Source organism: Bacillus sp. FJAT-27245 (genome assembly GCF_001273955.1).
GTDB lineage: Bacteria > Bacillota > Bacilli > Bacillales > Cytobacillaceae > Bacillus_D.
This window is the reverse complement of record NZ_LIGI01000001.1, coordinates 1,950,625-1,970,113: the sequence shown is the minus strand read 5'-3', so window position 1 is coordinate 1,970,113 and position 19,489 is coordinate 1,950,625. Positions and strand designations below refer to the sequence as shown.

The following is a 19,489-nucleotide window of genomic DNA, read 5'->3' as shown; positions in this document are numbered from 1 at the left end:
GGATGCCTTGGTTTTCATTTTAAAAGAAACAGTTTTGGCTTTGACGATTTTAGTTCTCTTAATAAACATTGAAACAAAAACGTGTAAAAGGCCATAATAGCGGCTTCTTAAAAAAACTTCAATTCCTTTAACGCTTGTTCAAGGTTACTGTAAATTGAAACTCCTTTTAAATCGATTCCCAGATTGATGAATGTCTGGCTGAGCTCCCCTTTCATCCCTGTGATGACGGGCATGACGCCCAGGAGAGTGAGGGAGCGGATGAGTTTGAACAGGACTTCAATGCCGATCAAGTCCACTTCATACACTCCGGAAAGGTCGATGACAAGCGTTTCAATCCGCTTTTTCACACACGTATCTAGTGAATCAACGATCAATGTTTCCGAGCGCATTTCATTGATTTCCCCGATAAGTGGCAGAACAGCAAGTTTTTGCGAAATCGGTACAATTGGGACGGAAATCTTCAAATAAAGCTCCCGTGATTCCTGGAGGAGTTGCTCCGCATTGGTCGTAAACGAAGTACTGAAACCATGGACCATGTTGTTGAAAATATGGTCGGTTTCCATGATGATATCGAGTAATTCCTCGTTGTTTATTTGAATATTCCTACCCTCTTCCAACAAAAAGGACCAAATGACATTTTTATAAATTGTCACCCCTTTGATTGTGTTTCCAAGATCCCCCCCATTTTGGACGGACTTTGCGCCAATCAATTCTCCCCACTTAAAAGCATGGTCCTTTACATCCTCATCCTTCAGGCAATTAAGGACAATCTGGACAAGTTCCCTGAATTTTTCGGTCGTTTCCTTTTCCTGCACTTCATCATGAAAACGGAATTTGTAAAAAGAAAGCATTTCAGTTATGAGTTGATCTGTTATCCTGTCAATATTCGATTTGATTTTTTTGCTGAAGTATTTTTTCAATTGGTCCTTTTCCATTTGGCTTTTTCTCCTAAAAATTTTCTTAAATTGACCATACCATTTTCCTCGCCGGATGCAAAGCCGGGAGTGAACAAACGGGATATTTTCCTAAAATCGCTGTCCATATCCTATGTTTGATGCCTCCCGGCGGGGGTAAAAGTACAAAAGAATTCATTTGATGAAACGGAGGATGATGTACAATGGAAAAGGATCACGCGGTCCATAAGGATGGAGATTTCGAACCGTCAAAAGTGGATGAAGTTGTCGACCGGATTGACGAAGGCAAAATGTACGACAAACTTCAGGACTTCAATGAATTCCGCTCCTATCTGAGCAAGCGAATCGAGCTGGCCAAGCGGATTGGGATGGATGACGAAGAATTGGCGGTCGCAGCCCAAAAGGTTGGTAACTACCTCGCCAAAAACGCCGAACCGCAAAACCGTGAGGAAGCCCTCCTGATGGATCTGTGGCAAGTCGGAAACGACGAGGAACGCCATATGCTTGCCCACATGCTCGTGAAGTGGGCGGAATAAGAATAATTGACAGCACCGGCTTATCTGAAGCCGGTTTTTTTGTTCTGTTGGTTGCAAAAGAGCCAAATTTCATTTCAGATGCCCACTCAAACTCCGATAATTTTACCCCCTTTATTTTACCCAGAAATTGTGCTGGTTTATATTCCCCCCCTCTTTAGTTTTCCAATTTGGCACAGGAATGTAGAAAAATCGTAACAATACGCCGATTTTTCCACGATGCCCACTCTTATAATTAACTTATAGAACATCATGATTATGTTGCTTACCCAAAGGACAAATCATAGAACAAATACTAATGTGAAGCATGGTGATGAAAATGCAAGGAATGGGACATCCGAACGGAACGGGACACCCACAAGGAATGGGGCATCCGCACGGAGGCGGACACCCTGGAATGCGTACTGGCGGCCACCCCGGAGGCCACCCTGGGGGACATCCCGGCGGACATCCGCATAATATGGGACTCGGCCCGGCAATCGATTATGACGAAAATCCATTTATCGTTATTTGGGAAGTGACGCGGGCATGCCAGCTTAAGTGTGTACACTGCCGCGCTGACGCACAACTTAAGAAGGATCCTCGTGAGCTGACACATGAAGAGGGCATTAATCTTCTTGACCAGATTTATGACATGAATAACCCAATGCTTGTTTTTACAGGCGGCGACTGCATGATGCGCGAGGATTTATTCGAGCTAGCTGATTATGCCGTTAAAAAAGGCATGAGGGTTTCAATGGTTCCAAGTGCGACCGATAATGTCACGAAGGAAAAAATGCAGCGTGCGAAGGATGTTGGCCTCTCGCGCTGGGGATTCAGCCTTGATGGCCCGACGCCGGAAATCCATGACCATTTTCGCGGTACGCCAGGGTCATTCGATCTGACACTTGAGAAGATAAAGTACCTGAACGAGCTTGAAATGCCGCTGCAAATCAACACGGTCATTTCCCGCTACAACTATGACTCTCTTGAGGAGATGGCGAAGCTCGTTGGCGAATTGAAGGCGGTTATGTGGTATATTTTCCTGCTCGTACCGACAGGCCGTGGCCAGGAAGACAAGTGCATTACTCCTGCCGAGCACGAGAAGGTTTTCCGCTGGCTCTACCAGCTGAGCAAGACCGCCCCTTATGATATTAAAACAACTGCAGCCCAGCATTATCGCCGTGTGGTTCTACAGGAAAAGGCCCGCGACCACAAGATCTCAAAGGGTGAAATCCGCTACGAGGATACGATGACAATGGACCAGGAAGGCATCATTGACGGCCTGAAACGCGCACCAAAAGGCGTAAATGACGGAAATGGCTTTATTTTCGTTGACCATATTGGCGATGTGATGCCGAGCGGCCTGCTTCCGATCCCGGTTGGAAACGTCCGCGAAAAACCGCTCGCTGAGATTTACAGGAATTCCGAGGTGCTGAAGGATCTCCGCAGCCCGGATAAATACAAAGGCAAATGCGGTGTGTGCGAATACAACAAGATTTGCGGAGGTTCCCGTTCCAGGACGTATGCGGTGACAGGAGACTATATGGAAAGCGAGCCGTATTGCGTCTACATCCCGATGGCCATGCGAAAAAAAGAAACGGTTTAGTCCCAACAAAAAGAGGCGTCCCAATCGCGGGGCGCCTCTTCTTCCCTATCGTACTTCCATATACGGTAAAACAACTTTATCGAATTCCCGAAAGTCATCGAGGTAAAAGTCAGCTTCCGATTCATGGTTCTGATAGGATACGGTCCGAATTCCAAGCCTCCTTGCTGGCTCCAGGTCAATTGCCCGGTCGCCGATGACAAGATCGATGCCGTGCTTTTTATGCAAATAGGCATATGCGGCAGGGTCTGGCTTTCGCGGGAAGCCATTTTCAACCCCGACAATTTCGGCAAAATAACGGTCGAGATTGTAATGGGCAAGAACTTTTTCGACATCCTCTTTTTCCTTATGGGTCATGATTACATTTTTATCCGCTATTTTCAGGAGATCCTCGACCCCGGGGAATGGAAGGAACTCATCTGGCTTCAAACCCCTTACCTTTTCTAGCATTCTTCGGCTTTGCTCTTCGCTGATTTTAAAAAAACGGAACGCATGGCCGAATGAAATCTTCAACTGGGCCAATGTTTCCTCCTCTGTATAGCCGTCTCCCAATATTTCCATCAGCAATTTTGTGTACGACGGATAGGTGTTGAATATCGTTCCATCAAAATCCCATAATATATTCATTTCGCCACTCCCATCTTTCATTCTTCCACATCGATAATTAATTACCCCATTTAAGGGTATATAAATACTATAACCGCCTGATTGGAGGAATGCCGATGAGGAAGATTGCAACGGCAGGCCTTGCTGCGCTTGCCCTTATGGCAGGAGCCGCAGGATGCTCTTCGGATTTTAAAAAAGAAGATAACAAACCGGTCATGAATGAAAAAGGAACAAAAGAGAGTGACCGGAAATCGAACGATACAGGTAAGTAGACTTTCTCCTAACGATTGAAAAAATCACAAAATGGGAGGTAGACAATGAAGCGCGAAGAAAACCATCACGACGATCATAAGCTTGATGATGAACAAATCGCCGAAAACCTGACTGACCTTGTCAGCATCATTAATGCCAATGGCGATACGAAGAAAATCAAGAAGATCATTGACGAGAATCCAACCTCGGGTGACAATAATACAAAGAAGAAATAATAGAAAAGGATAGGTTAAGAGGGAAATCTTCCGGCTTAATCTATCCTTTTTTTAAAAATTTATTCGCCTGAATCACTCTATGGCATTTTGGAAATTGAGGAATTTCATTATTTCTTCATTTCAAAGAGATGAAACTTTAAACCGTACGGGTCGGCAAGCATCACACTTTTATCCGAGTATTCTTTCGTAATGACACACCCATTCTCCACTAAAATCTTTTTAGAAGGTTCAAAATCATCTACAGCGAATTCGAAATAAGTATTATTATGCTCGTGTTCTTCAATGAAGATATTCGTGCCGCTAATCGAAAACAAAGTCTCCCCAGCAGAGGTTTGCTTCTTTTCTTTTCCAATAATCGTTTCATAAAATTGCACAGCTTGATCATAGTCCTTCACGCCGATTGCAATATTATTTGTTAATTGGAAAGGTGAGCGGTTGTTGAGGTTTTGTTTTGCAACGACGCCTTCGGAACCGGATGGGAGAAGTTCGAACAATGGCCATGTCACACAAAAATCATCCCCTGGCCCAAAAGGTGCTTGAGCAATTAAGTAAATATTGTTTTCTTCGTCCTTACGGAATGTTGATACACCGGGGTACACGTATTTCCCTTTTTGGAAACCCATATCCTCGGCAAATGTACTTCCTTTAATTGAAACCATTTGGAACTGCCATTTTCGGCTTGCCGCAAAATCTTCCTGTATTTCAGGCGCGTCCGGACTTGAAACAACAAATCCGGCCTTCGCGATTAAATGGTGGAAAACCCCATTTAATCCATCCGCCCACATCGTACAGTACGAGCAGCCTTTCCCCATGTTATGAACGACGATCAATTCATTTTTATCGCCAAAAAGCTCCAGTAAAGAAGTGGTGCACCCGTTAGAAACTTGAAACATATAGTTTTCAACAAGTTTCTCCGGTACCGATTTTTTCAATTCATTCAACTGTTTCTTTTTTTCAATAATCTCATTTTGCAGTTCTTCAATTTGAGCTTGAACAATTGTAATCGACATTCCCTCAGCCCCCATTAACTTTTTCTGTTTATTTCTATAAAGATAACTCTTTTCCCTTTTATGTTTGTGGAAAAATTACAAAAACGACTGCTCTTCACCAAGCAGTCGTTCTGTTAACCTTTTAAGTTTAGTAGGCCTTTGCCCAAACAACCATCGACTCCGCTTTGTCGCCGCAGCATACACATGTGTCGGCCACTTTTTCCTGCTCGAACGGGATGCAGCGGGAGGTTGCCCCTGTTTCTTCCTTTATTTTATCCTCGCACTCGCGCTTGCCGCACCACATTGCTTTAATCATGCCTGGATTGTTCTCAAGCTTGTCCTTGAACTGCTCCAAGTTGCCAGCCGCAGATGTCTTTTTCTCAAGGTGCCCTTTTGCCCGGCTAAAAAGATTTTGCTGGATTTCGTCAAGCAGAGCGCCTAGTTTCTCTCCCACTTCATCAACCGCAACGATTAGTTTTTCCCCGGTATCGCGCCTTACAAGCACAACCTGGCTTTTTTCGATATCCCGAGGGCCTGCCTCAAGCCTGACAGGGACTCCTTTCATTTCGTATTCATTGAACTTCCAGCCAGGGTTTTTGTCGCTGGCGTCAATGCCGGTGCGGAATGCGCCTGACAGCCTTTCCTTCAGCCCGTATGCGAAATCAAGTACCCCTTCCTTGTGCTGGGCGATTGGGACAATCATCACCTGAGTCGGTGCCACTTTCGGCGGGATAACAAGGCCGCGGTCATCGCCATGTACCATAATTAGCGCTCCGATTACCCTTGTCGTCATCCCCCATGAAGTCTGGTGGACATGCTGAAGTTTCCCTTCCCTGTCCAGATAATTGATTCCGAATGCTTTCGCAAAACCGTCGCCAAGATGATGGGATGTCCCAGCCTGAAGCGCCTTGCCATCGTGCATGAGGCTCTCAACCGTATAGGTGAACTTTGCGCCTGCAAATTTTTCTTTTTCCGTTTTCTGCCCTTTTACAACGGGGACAGCGAGGTAATCTTCGAGCAACGACGCATAGACGTCCAGCATCCGCTTTGTTTCTTCATGGGCGTCCTCATCGGTTTCATGCGCGGTATGTCCTTCCTGCCAGAGGAATTCAAGAGTCCTCAGGAACGGACGGGTGGTTTTCTCCCAGCGGACAACATTCGCCCACTGGTTATAAAGCTTTGGCAAATCCCGGTAGGAATGGATGATGTTTTTGTAATGCTCACAGAACAGCACTTCCGAAGTCGGCCGTACGCATAGCCTTTCTGCCAATTCCTCGGAACCGCCATGTGTAACCCAGGCAACTTCAGGGGCAAAACCGGCAATGTGGTCCTTCTCTTTCTCGAGAAGGCTTTCCGGGATAAACAAAGGCATATACACGTTTTCATGCCCAGTTTCCTTAATCATCCCATCAAGCGCATCACGGATATTTTCCCAGAGCGCGTACCCGTACGGGCGGATAATCATCGAGCCCCGGACGGACGAGTAATCGACGAGATCCGCTTTTGTTACGACGTCGGTATACCATTGGGCAAAGTCTTTGTCCATGGCGGTAATGCTTTTTACAAATTCCTTTTCCATTTTTCATCCCTCATTTTTTTATATTAATGTCCGTGTTAAGGTATAGTGTTGATTTTTAACTACCGTTGATTGAAGCGGAGGGTACCGACTCCTCGAAAACGCTACGCATTTTCTTCGTGCGTGGGCGATTTCGGGGGTGCTATTCAGTGTCCTGCGGGATGCAGCGACAAGGTTGAGACCCCACAGGCGCAAGCGCCGAGGAGGCTCAACTGGCGCCCCGCGGAAAGCGTGTGCCCGGAGTGGAAATCAACAGCCAATTTAACACAGCTTTACTGAAAATCATTATCTTTTTGCAATGGCAGTGCCTATATATGAAAAGAAATACAAAAAGGCCATGAATCCCCTAAAAAAGGGACCATGGCCTGGCGGTACCACCCTATTTCGCGGGCACATGCCCACGCACTTAACGTTTAACGGAACGCTCCGCCGTATCTTCGCAATTGTCCGATACAGAACTCCGGGGCAGGTTCGAATGGCTGTCCTAAGAAGCCTTGCACCAACCGGCTTCCTCTCTGAGCAGGACAATGTTCCATTGTACTGGTCCCCATCATTGTTTCAGGTTCATTTTTTGAAAATTATATATATCCGGCCGGGCAATGTCAACCGGGAGCTGGAAATTTTTCCGGAAAAAGCTGCCTTTTAAGGCGTAAATGTTTGCCGATGTGCTTAGTTCGGATATTATGTAGAAAAAGGCACCGGGGAGATACGTATGATTCGAACACTTTCAATTAGCCATACCGGCGAGATTACCACAGCGATTCCCGTGGACCAATTAGCCGCAGAGGATTCCGCATCATGGTTCTGGATAGACTTTAACAGCCCGAGCGAGGAGGAATCGGAGCTGCTTGCCAATCCGTTGAAATTCCACCCTCTTGCAATTGAGGACTGCCTGCACAAGCTGCAGCGCCCGAAGCTTGATTATTACGATGGCTACACGTTTTTCGTTACCCATTCGATCAATCAGGATACACTCGAGAAGGAAGAGGTAAATATTTTTCTTGCAAAAAACTTCATCGTGACGTACCATAAGCAGCCTTCATTGGAAATAACCGAAATTTGGAACAGGGCCGCTTCTTCCGGTAAAAATGGTGAATGGAACCCCTCTCTTATCCTCTACCATATACTCGACCAGATTGTCGACAATTATTTTCCTCCTCTCTATGCCATTGAGGACCAGCTTGATGCAATGGACGAGAATTATACAGGCGACTCTACGGAAGATGTGCTGAAAGAGGTTTTTGAAATCAGGCAGCGGCTGCTGATGCTCCGGCATACCGTTACCCCGACAAGGGACTTGATTTACCGGATGCTCAATTCTCAAAAACTCACCGATCTCCAGACGAGGCATGCGTACTATTCCGATATCCACGACCATCTCCTGAAGCTGACGGATATGATCGATTCCAACCGCGAACTGACGAAGGACATCCGTGACAGCGTACTTTCAATGAACGCGCACGAAACAAACCGCGTCATGAAAGTGCTGACCGTCATTACAACGATTTTCATGCCGCTCACCTTCATCGCAGGAATTTATGGAATGAACTTTGAGTATATGCCGGAAACGGCGTGGAAGTATGGGTATTTTGCCTCTCTTGGTGTGATGGGGATGATTGCAGTGGCCATGTTCGCATTTTTTTGGAAAAAAGGGTGGTTTAAATAATGCCATCATTCAAGTAGAAAGGCTGCACCGGTACTTGGCCGGGCAGCCTTTTTTTAAAAAATAGAATATAAGAGCAAAAAAAGAGAAAGAAGCAAACCCGGGACATCTTACCAATCCTTGTACTCCACGTTTCCACCGGTCAGGTCGATTGTATTGCGTTCACCCTTGTACAAAAGCTTTCCGTTTTCCTCGACGATCAAATTCTCGAATGTATACACTTTATGTCCGTTCGGAAGGGTTACAATGACCTTCTGGCCGTTATCGAAAACAGGAGCCTCAATCTTGATCGTGCTCTGCGCATACCTACTGAAACCCAGCAGCATGCCGATGCAGACAAGCAGGAAAACAAATGTAAAAACCATTTTGTACACATTAATATTTTTCGGCTTCATATGCCGCATTTCGTACCTTGTCACTGGTCTCCCCCCTTATTAAAGCAGAATAGGAAATGCCCTTGAATAGCGGCTTCTTCGATATCAGTAATACCCCATTCCCACAAGTTTTAATCAAATATTGCAAAAATTTAACAGGCGCACCCTACCAGCTTATGCACCTGCTTTATAAAAAATGCCGGTAAAGACTAATAAATTGGGCAAAATTTGTCTCCATTCGCTCATTGCTGGATGTATAATTGAACAAGATGTACATGGAATCGGGTGGCTTTCTTTTTTATAAAAAAATAGCCAGTCCGTTCCCCGGCTTACTATACTGAATCATTGGAGGAGTAGCTTTATGGAACAGGAACGAATTGAAGAAATCGTCGGGATTCTGACTAACCTTGTTTCCATCCCAAGCCCTACCGGCAATACCGAGAAGGCGATTTCCCATGTGGAGAAATTCCTGCAAGAGGCTGGAGTGGAGACATACCGGAACAGGAAAGGCGGATTGATTGCGACCATCCCGGGAAAGGATAGCGGCAGGCACAGGATGCTGACAGCCCATCTTGATACACTGGGCGCGATGGTGAAGGAAATCAAACCGAGCGGCAGGCTGAAGATCGACCTGATTGGCGGGTTTAAATACAATTCGATTGAAGGCGAATATTGCACTATTGAAACTAGCTCGGGGAAAACATATACGGGAACGATTTTGATGCACCAAACGTCGGTCCATGTATACAAGGATGCGGGCAAGGCCGAGCGGAACCAGGAAAATATGGAGATCCGGATTGATGAGAAAGTACATAGCGCCGGGGAAGTAAGGGCTCTTGAAATTGAAGTCGGCGATTTTGTTTCGTTCGATCCTCGGGTCGAAGTAACGCCGTCAGGCTATATTAAATCCCGCCACCTTGATGACAAGGCGAGCGTTGCAATTTTGATGGAGCTTATAAAACGGATTAAAACGGACAATATTGAGTTGCCGTATACAACCCATTTTCTTTTTTCAAATAACGAGGAGATCGGTTATGGCGGAAACTCGAATATTACTCCGGAAACAGTCGAGTATCTTGCTGTCGACATGGGTGCGATGGGTGATGGGCAATCGACCGATGAATATACCCTGTCCATTTGTGTCAAGGATGCAAGCGGCCCGTACCATTATGGCCTCCGCAAAAAGCTAGTCAGCTTGGCGGAAGAGCATGGCATCCCGTACAAACTTGATATTTATCCATACTATGGATCCGATGCATCGGCGGCGATCCGCTCAGGCCACGACATCGTCCACGGACTCATCGGACCGGGCATCGATTCCTCGCACGCATTCGAACGCACCCACAGGCTGTCGCTCGGCCACACCGCCGCGCTGCTGTTTGAATACATCCAATCGGATTTGGTGTTATAATGTAGCCTTTGATGGTGCCAGGCACCCGCAACAGACAGATTTTATTTATAGGAAGGTTTGAAGAAGTATGGGTTCTATCCTAAAGAGCTATAAAACATCGATTATTCTCCTTGCCGCCATTATTGTGGGCGGAGCCGCAGGGCTGATTTTCGGGACGGATGCGACGGTTGTTAAGCCGCTCGGGGACTTATTTTTGAATTTAATGTTTACGATCATCGTCCCGCTTGTGTTTTTCAGCATCTCTTCGGCTATTGCCAACATGAGCGGAATGAAGCGTCTTGGGAAAATTATGGGGAGTATTTTTCTCGTCTTTTTCATCACGGCGGCCATCTCTGCGGTCGTTGCCTTTATTGGGACAACGGTTGTGAATCCGCTTGAGAATACCGACATTTCTTCGGTGAAGGAATTGATGGAAAAAGTCGAGGCGCCTGAGCACGCCGAGAAGCCGTCGCTCGCGGCCCAGCTTGTCGCCACCGTAACTGTACCGGATTTCGCCAATCTTTTCTCGAGAAGCAACATGCTTCAATTGATTGTGTTCGCGGTCATTTTTGGCCTGGCGACAGCAATGGCGGGCGAGAGAGGGAAACCAATCGCCTCCTTCCTTGCTTCGGGTTCCGAAGTTATGATGAAAACAGTCAAAATCGTAATGTATTATGCCCCTATCGGCCTCGGCGCCTATTTTGCCGCGGTCATTGGCGAACTTGGCCCGCAAATTCTGGAAGGCTATTTACGGACATTCCTGCTGTATCTTGGCCTTTCCGTCTTGTACTATTTCGGTTTCTTCACGCTGTATGCATTTATTGCCGGCGGTTCGGCCGGAGTGAAGATTTTTTGGAAAAATGTCATTGCCCCTTCCGTAACGGCCATCGCAACTTGCTCGAGCGCGGCCTGCATTCCGGTTAACCTTGATGCCGTTAAAAAGATGGGCGTGCCAAAGGATATCGCGGAAACAATTATCCCGCTCGGGGCTAATACACATAAGGATGGTTCAGTGTTCGGCGGCGTCCTGAAAATCGTCTTTCTGTTTGGCCTTTTTGGCAAGGATATGACAAGCCTTTCTAGCATCGCAAGCATCCTCGCCGTTTCGTTCCTTGTCGGGGCTGTCATGGGCGCGATTCCGGGCGGCGGTTTCATTGGCGAGATGCTGATTATTAGCGTATTCGGGTTCCCGCCTGAAGTATTGCCAATCATCGCTGTCATTTCAACTATCATTGATGCGCCGGCAACGTTGCTTAATTCTACCGGCAACACCGTTTGCGGTATGCTCGTTTCCCGCCTCGTGGAAGGAAAGAACTGGCTTCAGGCGACAATCAAAGGGAAAGCGAACCACTTCGCCTCCTAAAGGGCTGCTATGTTACGGCTCCTTCCCTTCAGAGAGAACTTGTTTTAATGCCTTCTTTACAGGGTAAAAAAAGAACAGAGGCAGAACAACAAGGAGGGTTCAATCATGAACAGAGATGAAACAAAAGGTGCATGGGACCAACTGAAAGGTGAAGCCAAAAGGACTGCCGGAAAGGTATCGGGCAATGAATCGCTCGAGGCTGAAGGCAATTTTGACAAAGGCAAAGGCGAGGTTAAAGAAAAATACGGTGAAGCCAAGGAACGGCTTTCCAGTGAGTTTAATAACATCATGGATAAAATGAGATAAAGAGTCGAACCGCCAGGGACATTCCTGGCGGCTTTTTTATAAGAGGAACCAAACTTCATTGTTTTTCTGACAGGAATTTCACCTTAGGGATGGCAGATTTCGCCACGATCCCCGAAAATCTTGATTTTCCCAACAGCTCCTAAAAACTCGATATCCCCTAATAAAACAAGGACTTTTTCATCGTTTAGAGAAAGTACGTTCGCCTGCCTTTTCAAATCAGGACTAAAGTCCCATGTTATTGCTAGTAAGGAGTGCTACTATTTGGGAAAGGGCAAATTTTACGAAAGTAAAAGACGCAAAGCCACGGGCCTAAAACAAGAAATTGTCATGGCAGCCGGGTTGCAGTACGCTTACTATCCCAAAACCTTTCCTGATTTGCCTTTTAAAACGGCGAAGGGGTTCTTGGCAATGAAATCTATTCTCGTAGCAGACCGATCGATCTTTATTCGGAGCGTACTTAAAAAGAAGCTTTACAAAAGCGATTACAGGGTAATAGCCGAAGCGGACAACGGAAAGCAGGCCGTCCAGAAGTACAGGGCCGGGTCTCCCGATGTTGTCATGCTCGAATTTTTACTGCCCCAGTTGAATGGCTTTGAAACGCTTCAGGAAATTATCCGAATCCATCCCGAAGCAAAGGTCCTGATGATGTCGACCTTCACGGATGAATGCCTTGTCCGTCAATCAAGGGAAATGGGAGCGAGCGGCTTCATCCTCAAACCGGGGTTTGAAGGGTTGCTCACCGCCCTGGATACCCTAGGGATACCAGCTTCAAATTTAAGAGGAACATAAGAAAAAACGGCAGTCATGCATGTACGCACTGCCGTTTTTTCATCCATTTTGTTCATCTGTACCGGCCAGTGCCCGCCCGGGAGGCCGTTTTCCCCTCTGCAGGTCACTGATTGAAAGCCCGAATGTCATTTGCAGATGCGGGTAGTCCTTGAACTGTTCCCAATCCCCGCCCCATTCGAATCCCAATCCTTTCGCCATTGAAGCGACTTCCTCCCAATCCGGGCGGGCATTTCCGTTCATATCATATCCCATATCCCATATAAGCGACCCGTCTTTGCCGGTTAATGCAAAATCAACTGCAAGGCCGTAATTATGATACGATTCTCCTCCGCGCGCATAGGTCACGATTTGGCCATTATCGGTTCGCCCTTTTGCATAAAGACGGTTCTGTTCTTCCACCGACCTGAACCCTTGAATCAGCTGGATTGTAATGCCTTTTTTCGCGGCGATCGCAACGAGTTCATGCGCTTTTTCCCTCACCTCGGGGTGAAGGTCCGTCGGCATCGGCACATTTCTTCCGTAGTTGTAACCCGGGTAGCCCATCGCCTTCCATACAAGAAAAAGGACTGCCGCAATTGCCATGGCAGCCGCAAACCGTTTAGCTTTTCGCATCTGTCTCTCCTACTGTGTCCAAAACATTTATACCCCTATTGTATCTCTATTTTCCCGAAAATCCACTCATTTTTCAGGTGAGGGATACATTTCCATAATGCGCTTTTCCAACAGCCTGTAGCCGTGTTTGTTCAAATGAAGCGAGTCGCTGAAATACTGCTGCTTGTCCTTCCCTTTGAAAATGTCATTCGTCGGCACATACGTAACCCCTCTTTCCTTCTCCACAAGTCGAATCGTCGCGGCATTCCATCCGTCAAACAACGGCTCAATATTTTGCCCGTTTTCAGGGTAAGGGTTGTAAAGGCCAAGGACCAATATTGGCGCATTATTGTTTGCACTCCTTAGTGTATTAAGGATGACACCGAGATTCCGCACGTATTTTCGCTTCGCCGCAGCAATCTTTTCGGGATGGATTGTTTTCAAGTTTCCTCCGTTGCTGTTGATTAAGTCATTCGTCCCAATGAATAAGATGAAACTGTCGGCGTTCTTTAGCCTGGCGGCGGTCCCCGGTTTTCGTAATTCCATAATCACATCGTCCGTTTCCCGTTTTTTCACGCCGTAATTCTCAATGGTAAAATCCATGCCTGGGTATCTTGCGTTCAGCTCTTTTTCAAGCTTTCCGACATATCCTTGCTCCTCGCGGTCGCCTTGTCCATACGTAAGCGAATCGCCGAAAGCCATGATGACCGTCTTTCCCTTTGATGCTTCACCATTAAGTGAATAGTATCCATACGCAATGGCAGCTGCCGCCAAAAGGAAGGCAGCAGCGAAAATCGTTTTTCGTTTCATGATTTACTCCCCCTGTTGCTGTATGTTCCCTTATACCCACAATTTTGGCATAGCCACACATCGCTTCGGCTGGTAAAACAAACCTCGCCATCCTACTAGTTAAAAATTATTTTAATTTTCAGATATTTAATTTACATAGCGGGCAATTTAGTGTATCATTAGAGGAAGAGTAATAGATGAAGCGGAAACTACCATTTCCCACAACGGACGCGGCTGCCTGATGACATGAAGGCGGCTATTTGTGTCCCCTGAACTCGTTTTTTCAGACCCTTTATCCTAAGCAGCAGTGATACGGCAGACAAACACATTCTTTCCGGAAAGAAGTGAGCAGGAATGAAGTATCATTTGGCGGCTGCATTGCTCTTTTGGTCAATCGGCTTGTTGCACCCTTCCCTATCAGAAGTGCTCGTTGTTTCTTCCATGATCGCCGGCCTGGTGGCATTTCTCCTTTTTATAAAAGAAGTTCTTGAAACCGTCCGCACCCGTTTTCTCGTCCTTGCGGCAAAGGCGGAACAAAAAGGGTTGGGGGAACTTTCTTCTTTCACCGGAAAGTTTGTGGAGATCAAGGATGGCCATCCCCCTTTAAACGCAGATTTCACATATATCATTTTTTCGGATGGGGAGCATGAAATTCCCTTGTATTGCAGAAGTTCAGCCGTTGCCCAAAAAGCCGCCCATTCGGCAAAGACAGTTCGTGTATATTATGATGATTATATTTTGGTGGACATTAAGGAGGTTTGATACGTTTTTTCAAAAACTATTCTTATACCCTTTCCCCCTTTCACACCTATTACAATCACATTACATTATATTAAGTTTTCACCCTGCCCCGTTTTCCAACCCCCGCGTCTGTTACTATAGAATGTGAGGCAAGGACGGTAACGCCAAAGGTGACTATTTTTCCAACCGTATGCCAAGGGTATTTTGGAATGATATAAAAAGGGGCTGGAAAAAATGAAGATAACAAAACTTCGCCATTTGGCCGAGGAACTGAAAGAAGTTCCGTATATCGGATCCGATGTCACGCATGTTTTTACCCACGATGACAAGGAATTGATCAAACTGAAATACAATAAGGAGCTTGACCTGTTCCGAGTAACAACAATTGACCGGAATCTCGAAACCGACTACAAACAGGCCTACCAGGCGGCGGAAGCCATTAAAGCAGCCCTGGATGCCTACTATGGGTGCCGAAAACACCAGCAATCCATCCTGCCGCGTTATTAGCCGGTAGAGTGATCCTTCTGGTTGCGGAGTGTTCAGTACCCGATTCTTTAAACATTCGCTTTCGTTTTACTGCCATGCATAGTAGAGTAAGCCATTCATCATAAGGCTATTAAATAAAAATTAAGATAAAACCGAAAAACATTGTGTTTTTCGGTTTTGTTTTTTGGAAAATTGGGAAAAAGATAGGATGTGAAATCGCCGTTGTCATGGGACCAATCCTTGGCTCGCTCAGGTACGGGCCTGCTTGAATAGGAGGAGATTGCAATAAAACCGGTAAATTCGATTCGAAGCGGCAGCAGCCATAGTGTCCAAAGGTATTCTACTGGCATCGGGTATTTCTCGTTCGACCAACCCAGGTTTTCAGCAAAAGTCATAAGCGAGCCGTCTACCGGCGGCTATGAAAGGGATTGCTATTCCTATAAACAGGTTGCTGGGATTCCGTACAAGTACCCAATGCAGCAATTATAAGACAATCTTGCATCATACATGAAAGAGAGGGCGCATTGTATGCGCCCTCGTTTACGTTTCCATCTTCTTTTCGATTCTTTCGTTATGCTCTTTGAAATATACGAGCATTTCGTTTAAAAAAAGCGCCGCCTGCCGGGAGTTATTTTCTTCGACTGCGATTTTCAGATTGATTGCCAGCGCATGGCCCTTCATCCCATAGTTCATTCCCATTCGGACAATCTCATACGCCTTTTTCATGTACTCTTCTTTTGTTAGCTTGCCGGACTCATATTGTTTTTTCAGGATTGTGATTTCCTTGCGCCTATCCTCCCGTTTCTTTTGGACCGCTTCACGTTTTGCCGCCATTTCAGGGCTGTTCCAGCGTTCCTTCAGCCGCTCCCTTTCCGCGAGGACTTCCTTCCATTCAGCCACACGGTCCGGGGTATATTTTTCCGCCCAGGCTACATATTCCTCATCCGTTATCCGGAATGGCCCCACTTTGAGCTGGCGGGCGCCCCCTTTTTCATGCCCGCAAAGTCTGCAATCTTTCTCTACCATTTCCGCCTTTACCGATGCCGTATCGTTCAAAGCGGAAAGCGCCGGAAATGAAAGCAGACCACATAATACAATTCCTGCTGTTATACACTTCTTCAACTTCCATTCTCCTTTTTCAAAAAATATTCTTCCGGAATACTATCCCCGATTAAATAGAAACTATGAATCGGATCTAATTGGAAAAATTTTTTATTAAAAGGCTTGCGCAATCCGCGAAAATCATTTATTCTTAAAGCATAAAGATTATGTGAAAAAATTCACAAACACACAACATGATGGTTCATTTATTTTTTTCTTCTCGTATGTGAATTATTTCACAATATAAAGGGAGCGTTTCATTATGAAGAAACCGCATATCGTCATTCTTGGCGCAGGCTATGGCGGCCTGGTTACAACAAAAAAACTCGAAAAATTGCTTCGTTCAGGGGAAGCCACAGTTACGCTAATCAACAAGCATCCCTACCATTACATTACGACCCAGCTTCATAAAGTAGGCGTTGGAACGGCACCTGACCGGAAGATCGCTCTATCCATACCGGAATTGGTCAACCATGAAAAAACCCGCTTTATGACAGGGACCGTTTCGAATGTCGATTCCTTGGCCCAAACCGTTATCCTGGAATCCGGCGAGGAAATTTCCTATGACTACCTGGTGATCGCCCTTGGCTTTGAAGTTGCGACATTCGGCATTCCCGGCATCAAGGAGCATGCATTTGAGATTCGCAGTTTCAGAAGTTCAAAGGCAATTTACCATCAAATAAAAAAACAGCTCGCCCTATATAAAGAAGACAATGATCCATCGAGGTTGACCTTTGCCGTTGCCGGCGGCGGATTCACAGGGATTGAAATGCTTGGCGAGCTTGCCGAAGGGCTTCCCGAGCTGTGCGCAGAGTATGGCGTTCCCTATGGAAATGTGAAAATAATCGGCATTGAGGCCGCTGAATCATTGATCCCTTTCTTCGGGGAAGAACTGATTGCCTATACGTCCCATATTATGGAGGCGTACAACATTGACATTTATACATCTACGAAAATAAAATCCTGTACCGAAACAGCTGTCCAGCTCGAAAACGGGCTTGAAATCCCTTGCCGTACACTGATTTGGTCTTGCGGCGTAAAAGCGAACTCGCTGCTTGAAACTTTCGGGCTGCCGCTTGTAAAAGGCAAGCTGCCAGTTGACAAGACCCTTCTCGTAAAAGGAACTGACAACATTTTCTGCATCGGCGACTGCGCCTTGTTCATGAAAGACGAGAATTCAGCGTTGCCGCCAACCGCCCAGGTAGCCATGCAGGAAGCAGATGTTTGCGGACAGAATCTTGCTGCCCTGGTACGCGGCAAAACGCTTAAAAACTTTGAATACCACCATAAAGGATCCGTCGCCTCAATTGGCGATCGGACAGCTGTCGGCAAGGTTGGCAGCTTCACAATGTCCGGCTGGTTTGCCGCCATCATGAAACGGGTGATTGAAAACCGCTATTTATTCGTCCTGGGCGGCCCGACACTGGTCCTGAAGCAAACTCTTTTCCTGAAAAAAGAGCAGCTGAACATTTCTGTAAAACAACAATCTTGAATCCTGGAAGAAAGGAATCCCCCATTCCCAACTTCCTTATATAAATCTATTACATCTGTTTGCCAGCGTCTTTCCCCGTCACTTCCCAAAGGCGCCGGTATCCCCTCCCCTGCCCTTCCTTTTTTAAGGAAGGGTTTTGCTTTTCCTCCCTTTGTTATTTGTCAAACGGTGGGCTGTCACAGAATCTTCACAAAGGATAAGCCAAATTACACGGGTTCTCTGGGGAGAACATATGTACATGTAACTGTTTTTCGCCGGTGATATTGATTTAGGACAACCGCCGTTATACAATCCATTTCGTGACTAAAAAATGGAATGGAGATTGTTAATCTTGACCCATGCAAAAGATGAAAAACTAAGCCTGTACCACGGGCTTGCTTCGACGATATCAACGACTGCCGTTAACGGATATATTCCTTTATTCGCAATCAGTGTACTAGGCGCGACAGATAGGCAAATGGGGCTGATCACGTCCCTTCCTTCCATCGTGGCCATGCTTGCCCTTATCCCGGGCGCCATCTGGCTGAACCGCTCCAAAAGCAAGAAAAATTTTGCCGTCTATACAACCTTCGCTACGAGGTTGATGTTCATGCTTATCCTGTTCGTCCCGTTTCTGGATTTACATTATGCCCCATGGGTGCTTGTCTTTTTAATAGCGGCATTGAATTTTCCAGGCGCGCTATCAGGGCTTTCGTGGCAAACGTTGATCGGCGGGCTCGTACCCGAAGAACGCCGCGGGTCTTTTTTCAGCACAAGGAACCAATGGACAACCGTCGCGGCGATGATTGTGACATTTATGACCGGCTTTTTCCTGCAGCAATTCAGCAAGTCCGATGCCTTCCCATATCAAATCCTGTTTGTGGGCGGCTTCCTGTTTGCCTTGCTTGAAGTGTTTTATCTGTACAAGCACAGTGATGTAAAAGAGGAAAAGATTGAAAAAGTTGAAGCTCAGGCCGCCAAACGGAAATTTTCATTGGACGTTTTCCAGCACAAGCCGTTCCTTGCATTCATCATATGCGCCGTCCTTTTCAACATCGGCGCGCAAATGGCCTGGTCGCTTTTCAGCATTTACCATATTCGTGAAGCAAACGCGACCGCACTCTGGTTCAGCTTTTTCTCGGTTACAAATCAAATCGCCCAAATCGCAAGCGTTAAATGGTGGGCAAAAGCCGCCGATAAACACGGAAACACGCTCGTTTTGTTCGTTGCCGCCGCCGGGATGGCCACCGCGCCAATCCTGACGATGCTCTCAACGAACCTGTTTTATCTGACGGCGCTCAACTTCTGGATTGGCCTGTTCGTATCCGGTACAAACCTGCTGCTGTTCAACCAGCTTCTTAAGGCGACTCCGGAAGCCAACAGGTCTACGTACCTCGCAAACTATCAATTTATCTTGTCAATTATCGGCTTTGTGGCGCCCCAGCTCGGCGTCTACCTGCTCGGCCAATTCGGCATGTTCTCGGCAATGTCCATCGCATCCGTTGTCCGTCTGCTCGCCGGCTGTTCCTTCCTGCTCGTCGCCCTTAAATTCGAGCGCAAGCAGCCAGCCCAAGCCGTTTAATCGAAAAACCGCATTCCACTTTGTGTGAATGCGGTTTTCTGGTGTTTTTAGCTTGATAGGTTATTGGCTGATGGGGATTGGGTTACGTACCTTGCATTGAAATTTTAGCCTGCTCGGAGCAATGTGAGTATTTCGCAACTCGGGGTATTCAA

The 19,489-nt window shown here is 46.5% G+C and carries 21 protein-coding genes, 1 riboswitch and 1 other annotated feature; of the genes, 13 read left to right on the top strand and 8 right to left on the bottom strand.

Translation table 11 applies throughout. The annotated features are described in order from the left end of the window. Positions 1–107: 107 nt before the first annotated feature. On the bottom strand, positions 108–935 hold the full coding sequence (locus ADU24_RS09470; protein ID WP_053366395.1) for an STAS domain-containing protein: 828 nt from the start codon (positions 933–935) through the stop codon (positions 108–110). 182 nt (positions 936–1,117) lie between these two features. On the opposite strand from ADU24_RS09470, the gene ADU24_RS09465 reads away from it, so the two are divergent. Together ADU24_RS09465 and ADU24_RS09460 are read left to right on the top strand one after the other, a co-directional pair. Beyond that, positions 1,118–1,450, top strand: a complete 333-nt coding sequence (locus ADU24_RS09465) for a DUF3243 domain-containing protein (RefSeq protein WP_053366394.1) — start codon at positions 1,118–1,120, stop codon at positions 1,448–1,450. 457 nt (positions 1,451–1,907) lie between these two features. Continuing rightward, positions 1,908–3,035: a TIGR04053 family radical SAM/SPASM domain-containing protein gene (locus ADU24_RS09460; RefSeq protein ID WP_053368866.1), complete on the top strand. Its 1,128-nt coding sequence runs from the start codon at positions 1,908–1,910 to the stop codon at positions 3,033–3,035. A 45-nt stretch (positions 3,036–3,080) separates the two neighbouring features. Here ADU24_RS09460 and ADU24_RS09455 read toward each other — a convergent pair whose 3' ends face one another. Then, on the bottom strand, positions 3,081–3,659 hold the full coding sequence (locus tag ADU24_RS09455) for an HAD-IA family hydrolase (protein ID WP_053366393.1): 579 nt from the start codon (positions 3,657–3,659) through the stop codon (positions 3,081–3,083). Positions 3,660–3,754: 95 nt separating this feature from the next. Here ADU24_RS09455 and ADU24_RS22995 point away from each other — a divergent pair, with 95 nt between their 5' ends. Further along, positions 3,755–3,910 carry a hypothetical protein gene (locus tag ADU24_RS22995; RefSeq protein WP_156324548.1) on the top strand — a complete coding sequence of 52 codons (156 nt, stop codon included), beginning with the start codon at positions 3,755–3,757 and terminating at the stop codon, positions 3,908–3,910. Between the two features lie 45 nt (positions 3,911–3,955). Then, positions 3,956–4,126, top strand: coding sequence for a hypothetical protein (locus ADU24_RS22990; protein ID WP_156324547.1), 171 nt, complete (start codon positions 3,956–3,958; stop codon positions 4,124–4,126). Positions 4,127–4,233: 107 nt separating this feature from the next. On the opposite strand, the gene ADU24_RS09450 is transcribed toward ADU24_RS22990, so the two are convergent. Next, positions 4,234–5,136, bottom strand: a complete 903-nt coding sequence (locus ADU24_RS09450; RefSeq protein WP_053366392.1) for a DUF899 family protein — start codon at positions 5,134–5,136, stop codon at positions 4,234–4,236. A 127-nt stretch (positions 5,137–5,263) separates the two neighbouring features. After that, a complete protein-coding gene (gene proS / locus ADU24_RS09445) occupies positions 5,264–6,694 on the bottom strand; it encodes a proline--tRNA ligase (protein WP_053366391.1) in 1,431 nt (476 codons plus the stop codon). 347 nt (positions 6,695–7,041) lie between these two features. After that, positions 7,042–7,254: a binding site (T-box leader), on the bottom strand. 149 nt (positions 7,255–7,403) lie between these two features. Here proS and corA point away from each other — a divergent pair. Then, positions 7,404–8,357 (top strand): magnesium/cobalt transporter CorA, encoded by a 954-nt coding sequence (corA, locus tag ADU24_RS09440; protein ID WP_053366390.1) that lies wholly within the window; start codon positions 7,404–7,406, stop codon positions 8,355–8,357. Positions 8,358–8,464: 107 nt separating this feature from the next. On the opposite strand, the gene ADU24_RS09435 is transcribed toward corA, so the two are convergent. Next, on the bottom strand, positions 8,465–8,773 hold the full coding sequence (locus ADU24_RS09435; protein WP_156324546.1) for a hypothetical protein: 309 nt from the start codon (positions 8,771–8,773) through the stop codon (positions 8,465–8,467). 316 nt (positions 8,774–9,089) lie between these two features. Between ADU24_RS09435 and ADU24_RS09430 the strand changes: the two genes are divergently transcribed. The 4 genes from ADU24_RS09430 (at position 9,090) to ADU24_RS09415 (ending at position 12,576) form a co-directional block, all read left to right on the top strand. After that, entirely contained in the window at positions 9,090–10,139 is a 1,050-nt protein-coding gene (locus tag ADU24_RS09430) for a M42 family metallopeptidase (protein ID WP_053366389.1), read from the top strand. Positions 10,140–10,206: 67 nt separating this feature from the next. Further along, positions 10,207–11,481 carry a dicarboxylate/amino acid:cation symporter gene (locus ADU24_RS09425; protein WP_053366388.1) on the top strand — a complete coding sequence of 425 codons (1,275 nt, stop codon included), beginning with the start codon at positions 10,207–10,209 and terminating at the stop codon, positions 11,479–11,481. A gap of 105 nt (positions 11,482–11,586) precedes the next feature. After that, positions 11,587–11,787 carry a CsbD family protein gene (locus ADU24_RS09420; protein ID WP_053366387.1) on the top strand — a complete coding sequence of 67 codons (201 nt, stop codon included), beginning with the start codon at positions 11,587–11,589 and terminating at the stop codon, positions 11,785–11,787. Between the two features lie 260 nt (positions 11,788–12,047). Next, positions 12,048–12,134: riboswitch (cyclic di-GMP riboswitch) on the top strand. Positions 12,135–12,195: 61 nt separating this feature from the next. Next, positions 12,196–12,576: a response regulator transcription factor gene (locus ADU24_RS09415; protein WP_197277491.1), complete on the top strand. Its 381-nt coding sequence runs from the start codon at positions 12,196–12,198 to the stop codon at positions 12,574–12,576. A 39-nt stretch (positions 12,577–12,615) separates the two neighbouring features. On the opposite strand, the gene ADU24_RS09410 is transcribed toward ADU24_RS09415, so the two are convergent. Further along, entirely contained in the window at positions 12,616–13,188 is a 573-nt protein-coding gene (locus ADU24_RS09410; RefSeq protein WP_053366385.1) for a M15 family metallopeptidase, read from the bottom strand. A 66-nt stretch (positions 13,189–13,254) separates the two neighbouring features. Then, entirely contained in the window at positions 13,255–13,977 is a 723-nt protein-coding gene (locus ADU24_RS09405; RefSeq protein ID WP_053366384.1) for a GDSL-type esterase/lipase family protein, read from the bottom strand. A gap of 333 nt (positions 13,978–14,310) precedes the next feature. Between ADU24_RS09405 and ADU24_RS09400 the strand changes: the two genes are divergently transcribed. After that, positions 14,311–14,718 (top strand): hypothetical protein, encoded by a 408-nt coding sequence (locus tag ADU24_RS09400; RefSeq protein WP_053366383.1) that lies wholly within the window; start codon positions 14,311–14,313, stop codon positions 14,716–14,718. 213 nt (positions 14,719–14,931) lie between these two features. Next, on the top strand, positions 14,932–15,204 hold the full coding sequence (locus ADU24_RS09395; protein ID WP_053366382.1) for a hypothetical protein: 273 nt from the start codon (positions 14,932–14,934) through the stop codon (positions 15,202–15,204). Between the two features lie 519 nt (positions 15,205–15,723). On the opposite strand, the gene ADU24_RS09385 is transcribed toward ADU24_RS09395, so the two are convergent. Then, the gene (locus tag ADU24_RS09385; RefSeq protein ID WP_053366380.1) at positions 15,724–16,305 is read right to left on the bottom strand and encodes a hypothetical protein; all 582 of its coding nucleotides are present in this window, start codon (positions 16,303–16,305) and stop codon (positions 15,724–15,726) included. A gap of 241 nt (positions 16,306–16,546) precedes the next feature. Here ADU24_RS09385 and ADU24_RS09380 point away from each other — a divergent pair, with 241 nt between their 5' ends. After that, entirely contained in the window at positions 16,547–17,776 is a 1,230-nt protein-coding gene (locus ADU24_RS09380; RefSeq protein ID WP_053366379.1) for an NAD(P)/FAD-dependent oxidoreductase, read from the top strand. 331 nt (positions 17,777–18,107) lie between these two features. Then, positions 18,108–19,337, top strand: a complete 1,230-nt coding sequence (locus ADU24_RS09375; RefSeq protein ID WP_053366378.1) for an MFS transporter — start codon at positions 18,108–18,110, stop codon at positions 19,335–19,337. Positions 19,338–19,489: the final 152 nt, after the last annotated feature.

What these genes read in the sequence shown, in the direction of transcription:
- ADU24_RS09470 (WP_053366395.1), bottom strand. Translation starts at nt 935, where the DNA reads ATGGAAAAGGACCAATTGAAAAAATACTTCAGCAAAAAAATCAAATCG.
- ADU24_RS09465 (WP_053366394.1), top strand. Translation starts at nt 1,118, where the DNA reads ATGGAAAAGGATCACGCGGTCCATAAGGATGGAGATTTCGAACCGTCA.
- ADU24_RS09460 (WP_053368866.1), top strand. Translation starts at nt 1,908, where the DNA reads ATGGGACTCGGCCCGGCAATCGATTATGACGAAAATCCATTTATCGTT.
- ADU24_RS09455 (WP_053366393.1), bottom strand. Translation starts at nt 3,659, where the DNA reads ATGAATATATTATGGGATTTTGATGGAACGATATTCAACACCTATCCG.
- ADU24_RS22995 (WP_156324548.1), top strand. Translation starts at nt 3,755, where the DNA reads ATGAGGAAGATTGCAACGGCAGGCCTTGCTGCGCTTGCCCTTATGGCA.
- ADU24_RS22990 (WP_156324547.1), top strand. Translation starts at nt 3,956, where the DNA reads ATGAAGCGCGAAGAAAACCATCACGACGATCATAAGCTTGATGATGAA.
- ADU24_RS09450 (WP_053366392.1), bottom strand. Translation starts at nt 5,136, where the DNA reads ATGTCGATTACAATTGTTCAAGCTCAAATTGAAGAACTGCAAAATGAG.
- proS (WP_053366391.1), bottom strand. Translation starts at nt 6,694, where the DNA reads ATGGAAAAGGAATTTGTAAAAAGCATTACCGCCATGGACAAAGACTTT.
- corA (WP_053366390.1), top strand. Translation starts at nt 7,404, where the DNA reads ATGATTCGAACACTTTCAATTAGCCATACCGGCGAGATTACCACAGCG.
- ADU24_RS09430 (WP_053366389.1), top strand. Translation starts at nt 9,090, where the DNA reads ATGGAACAGGAACGAATTGAAGAAATCGTCGGGATTCTGACTAACCTT.
- ADU24_RS09425 (WP_053366388.1), top strand. Translation starts at nt 10,207, where the DNA reads ATGGGTTCTATCCTAAAGAGCTATAAAACATCGATTATTCTCCTTGCC.
- ADU24_RS09420 (WP_053366387.1), top strand. Translation starts at nt 11,587, where the DNA reads ATGAACAGAGATGAAACAAAAGGTGCATGGGACCAACTGAAAGGTGAA.
- ADU24_RS09415 (WP_197277491.1), top strand. Translation starts at nt 12,196, where the DNA reads ATGAAATCTATTCTCGTAGCAGACCGATCGATCTTTATTCGGAGCGTA.
- ADU24_RS09410 (WP_053366385.1), bottom strand. Translation starts at nt 13,188, where the DNA reads ATGCGAAAAGCTAAACGGTTTGCGGCTGCCATGGCAATTGCGGCAGTC.
- ADU24_RS09405 (WP_053366384.1), bottom strand. Translation starts at nt 13,977, where the DNA reads ATGAAACGAAAAACGATTTTCGCTGCTGCCTTCCTTTTGGCGGCAGCT.
- ADU24_RS09400 (WP_053366383.1), top strand. Translation starts at nt 14,311, where the DNA reads ATGAAGTATCATTTGGCGGCTGCATTGCTCTTTTGGTCAATCGGCTTG.
- ADU24_RS09395 (WP_053366382.1), top strand. Translation starts at nt 14,932, where the DNA reads ATGAAGATAACAAAACTTCGCCATTTGGCCGAGGAACTGAAAGAAGTT.
- ADU24_RS09380 (WP_053366379.1), top strand. Translation starts at nt 16,547, where the DNA reads ATGAAGAAACCGCATATCGTCATTCTTGGCGCAGGCTATGGCGGCCTG.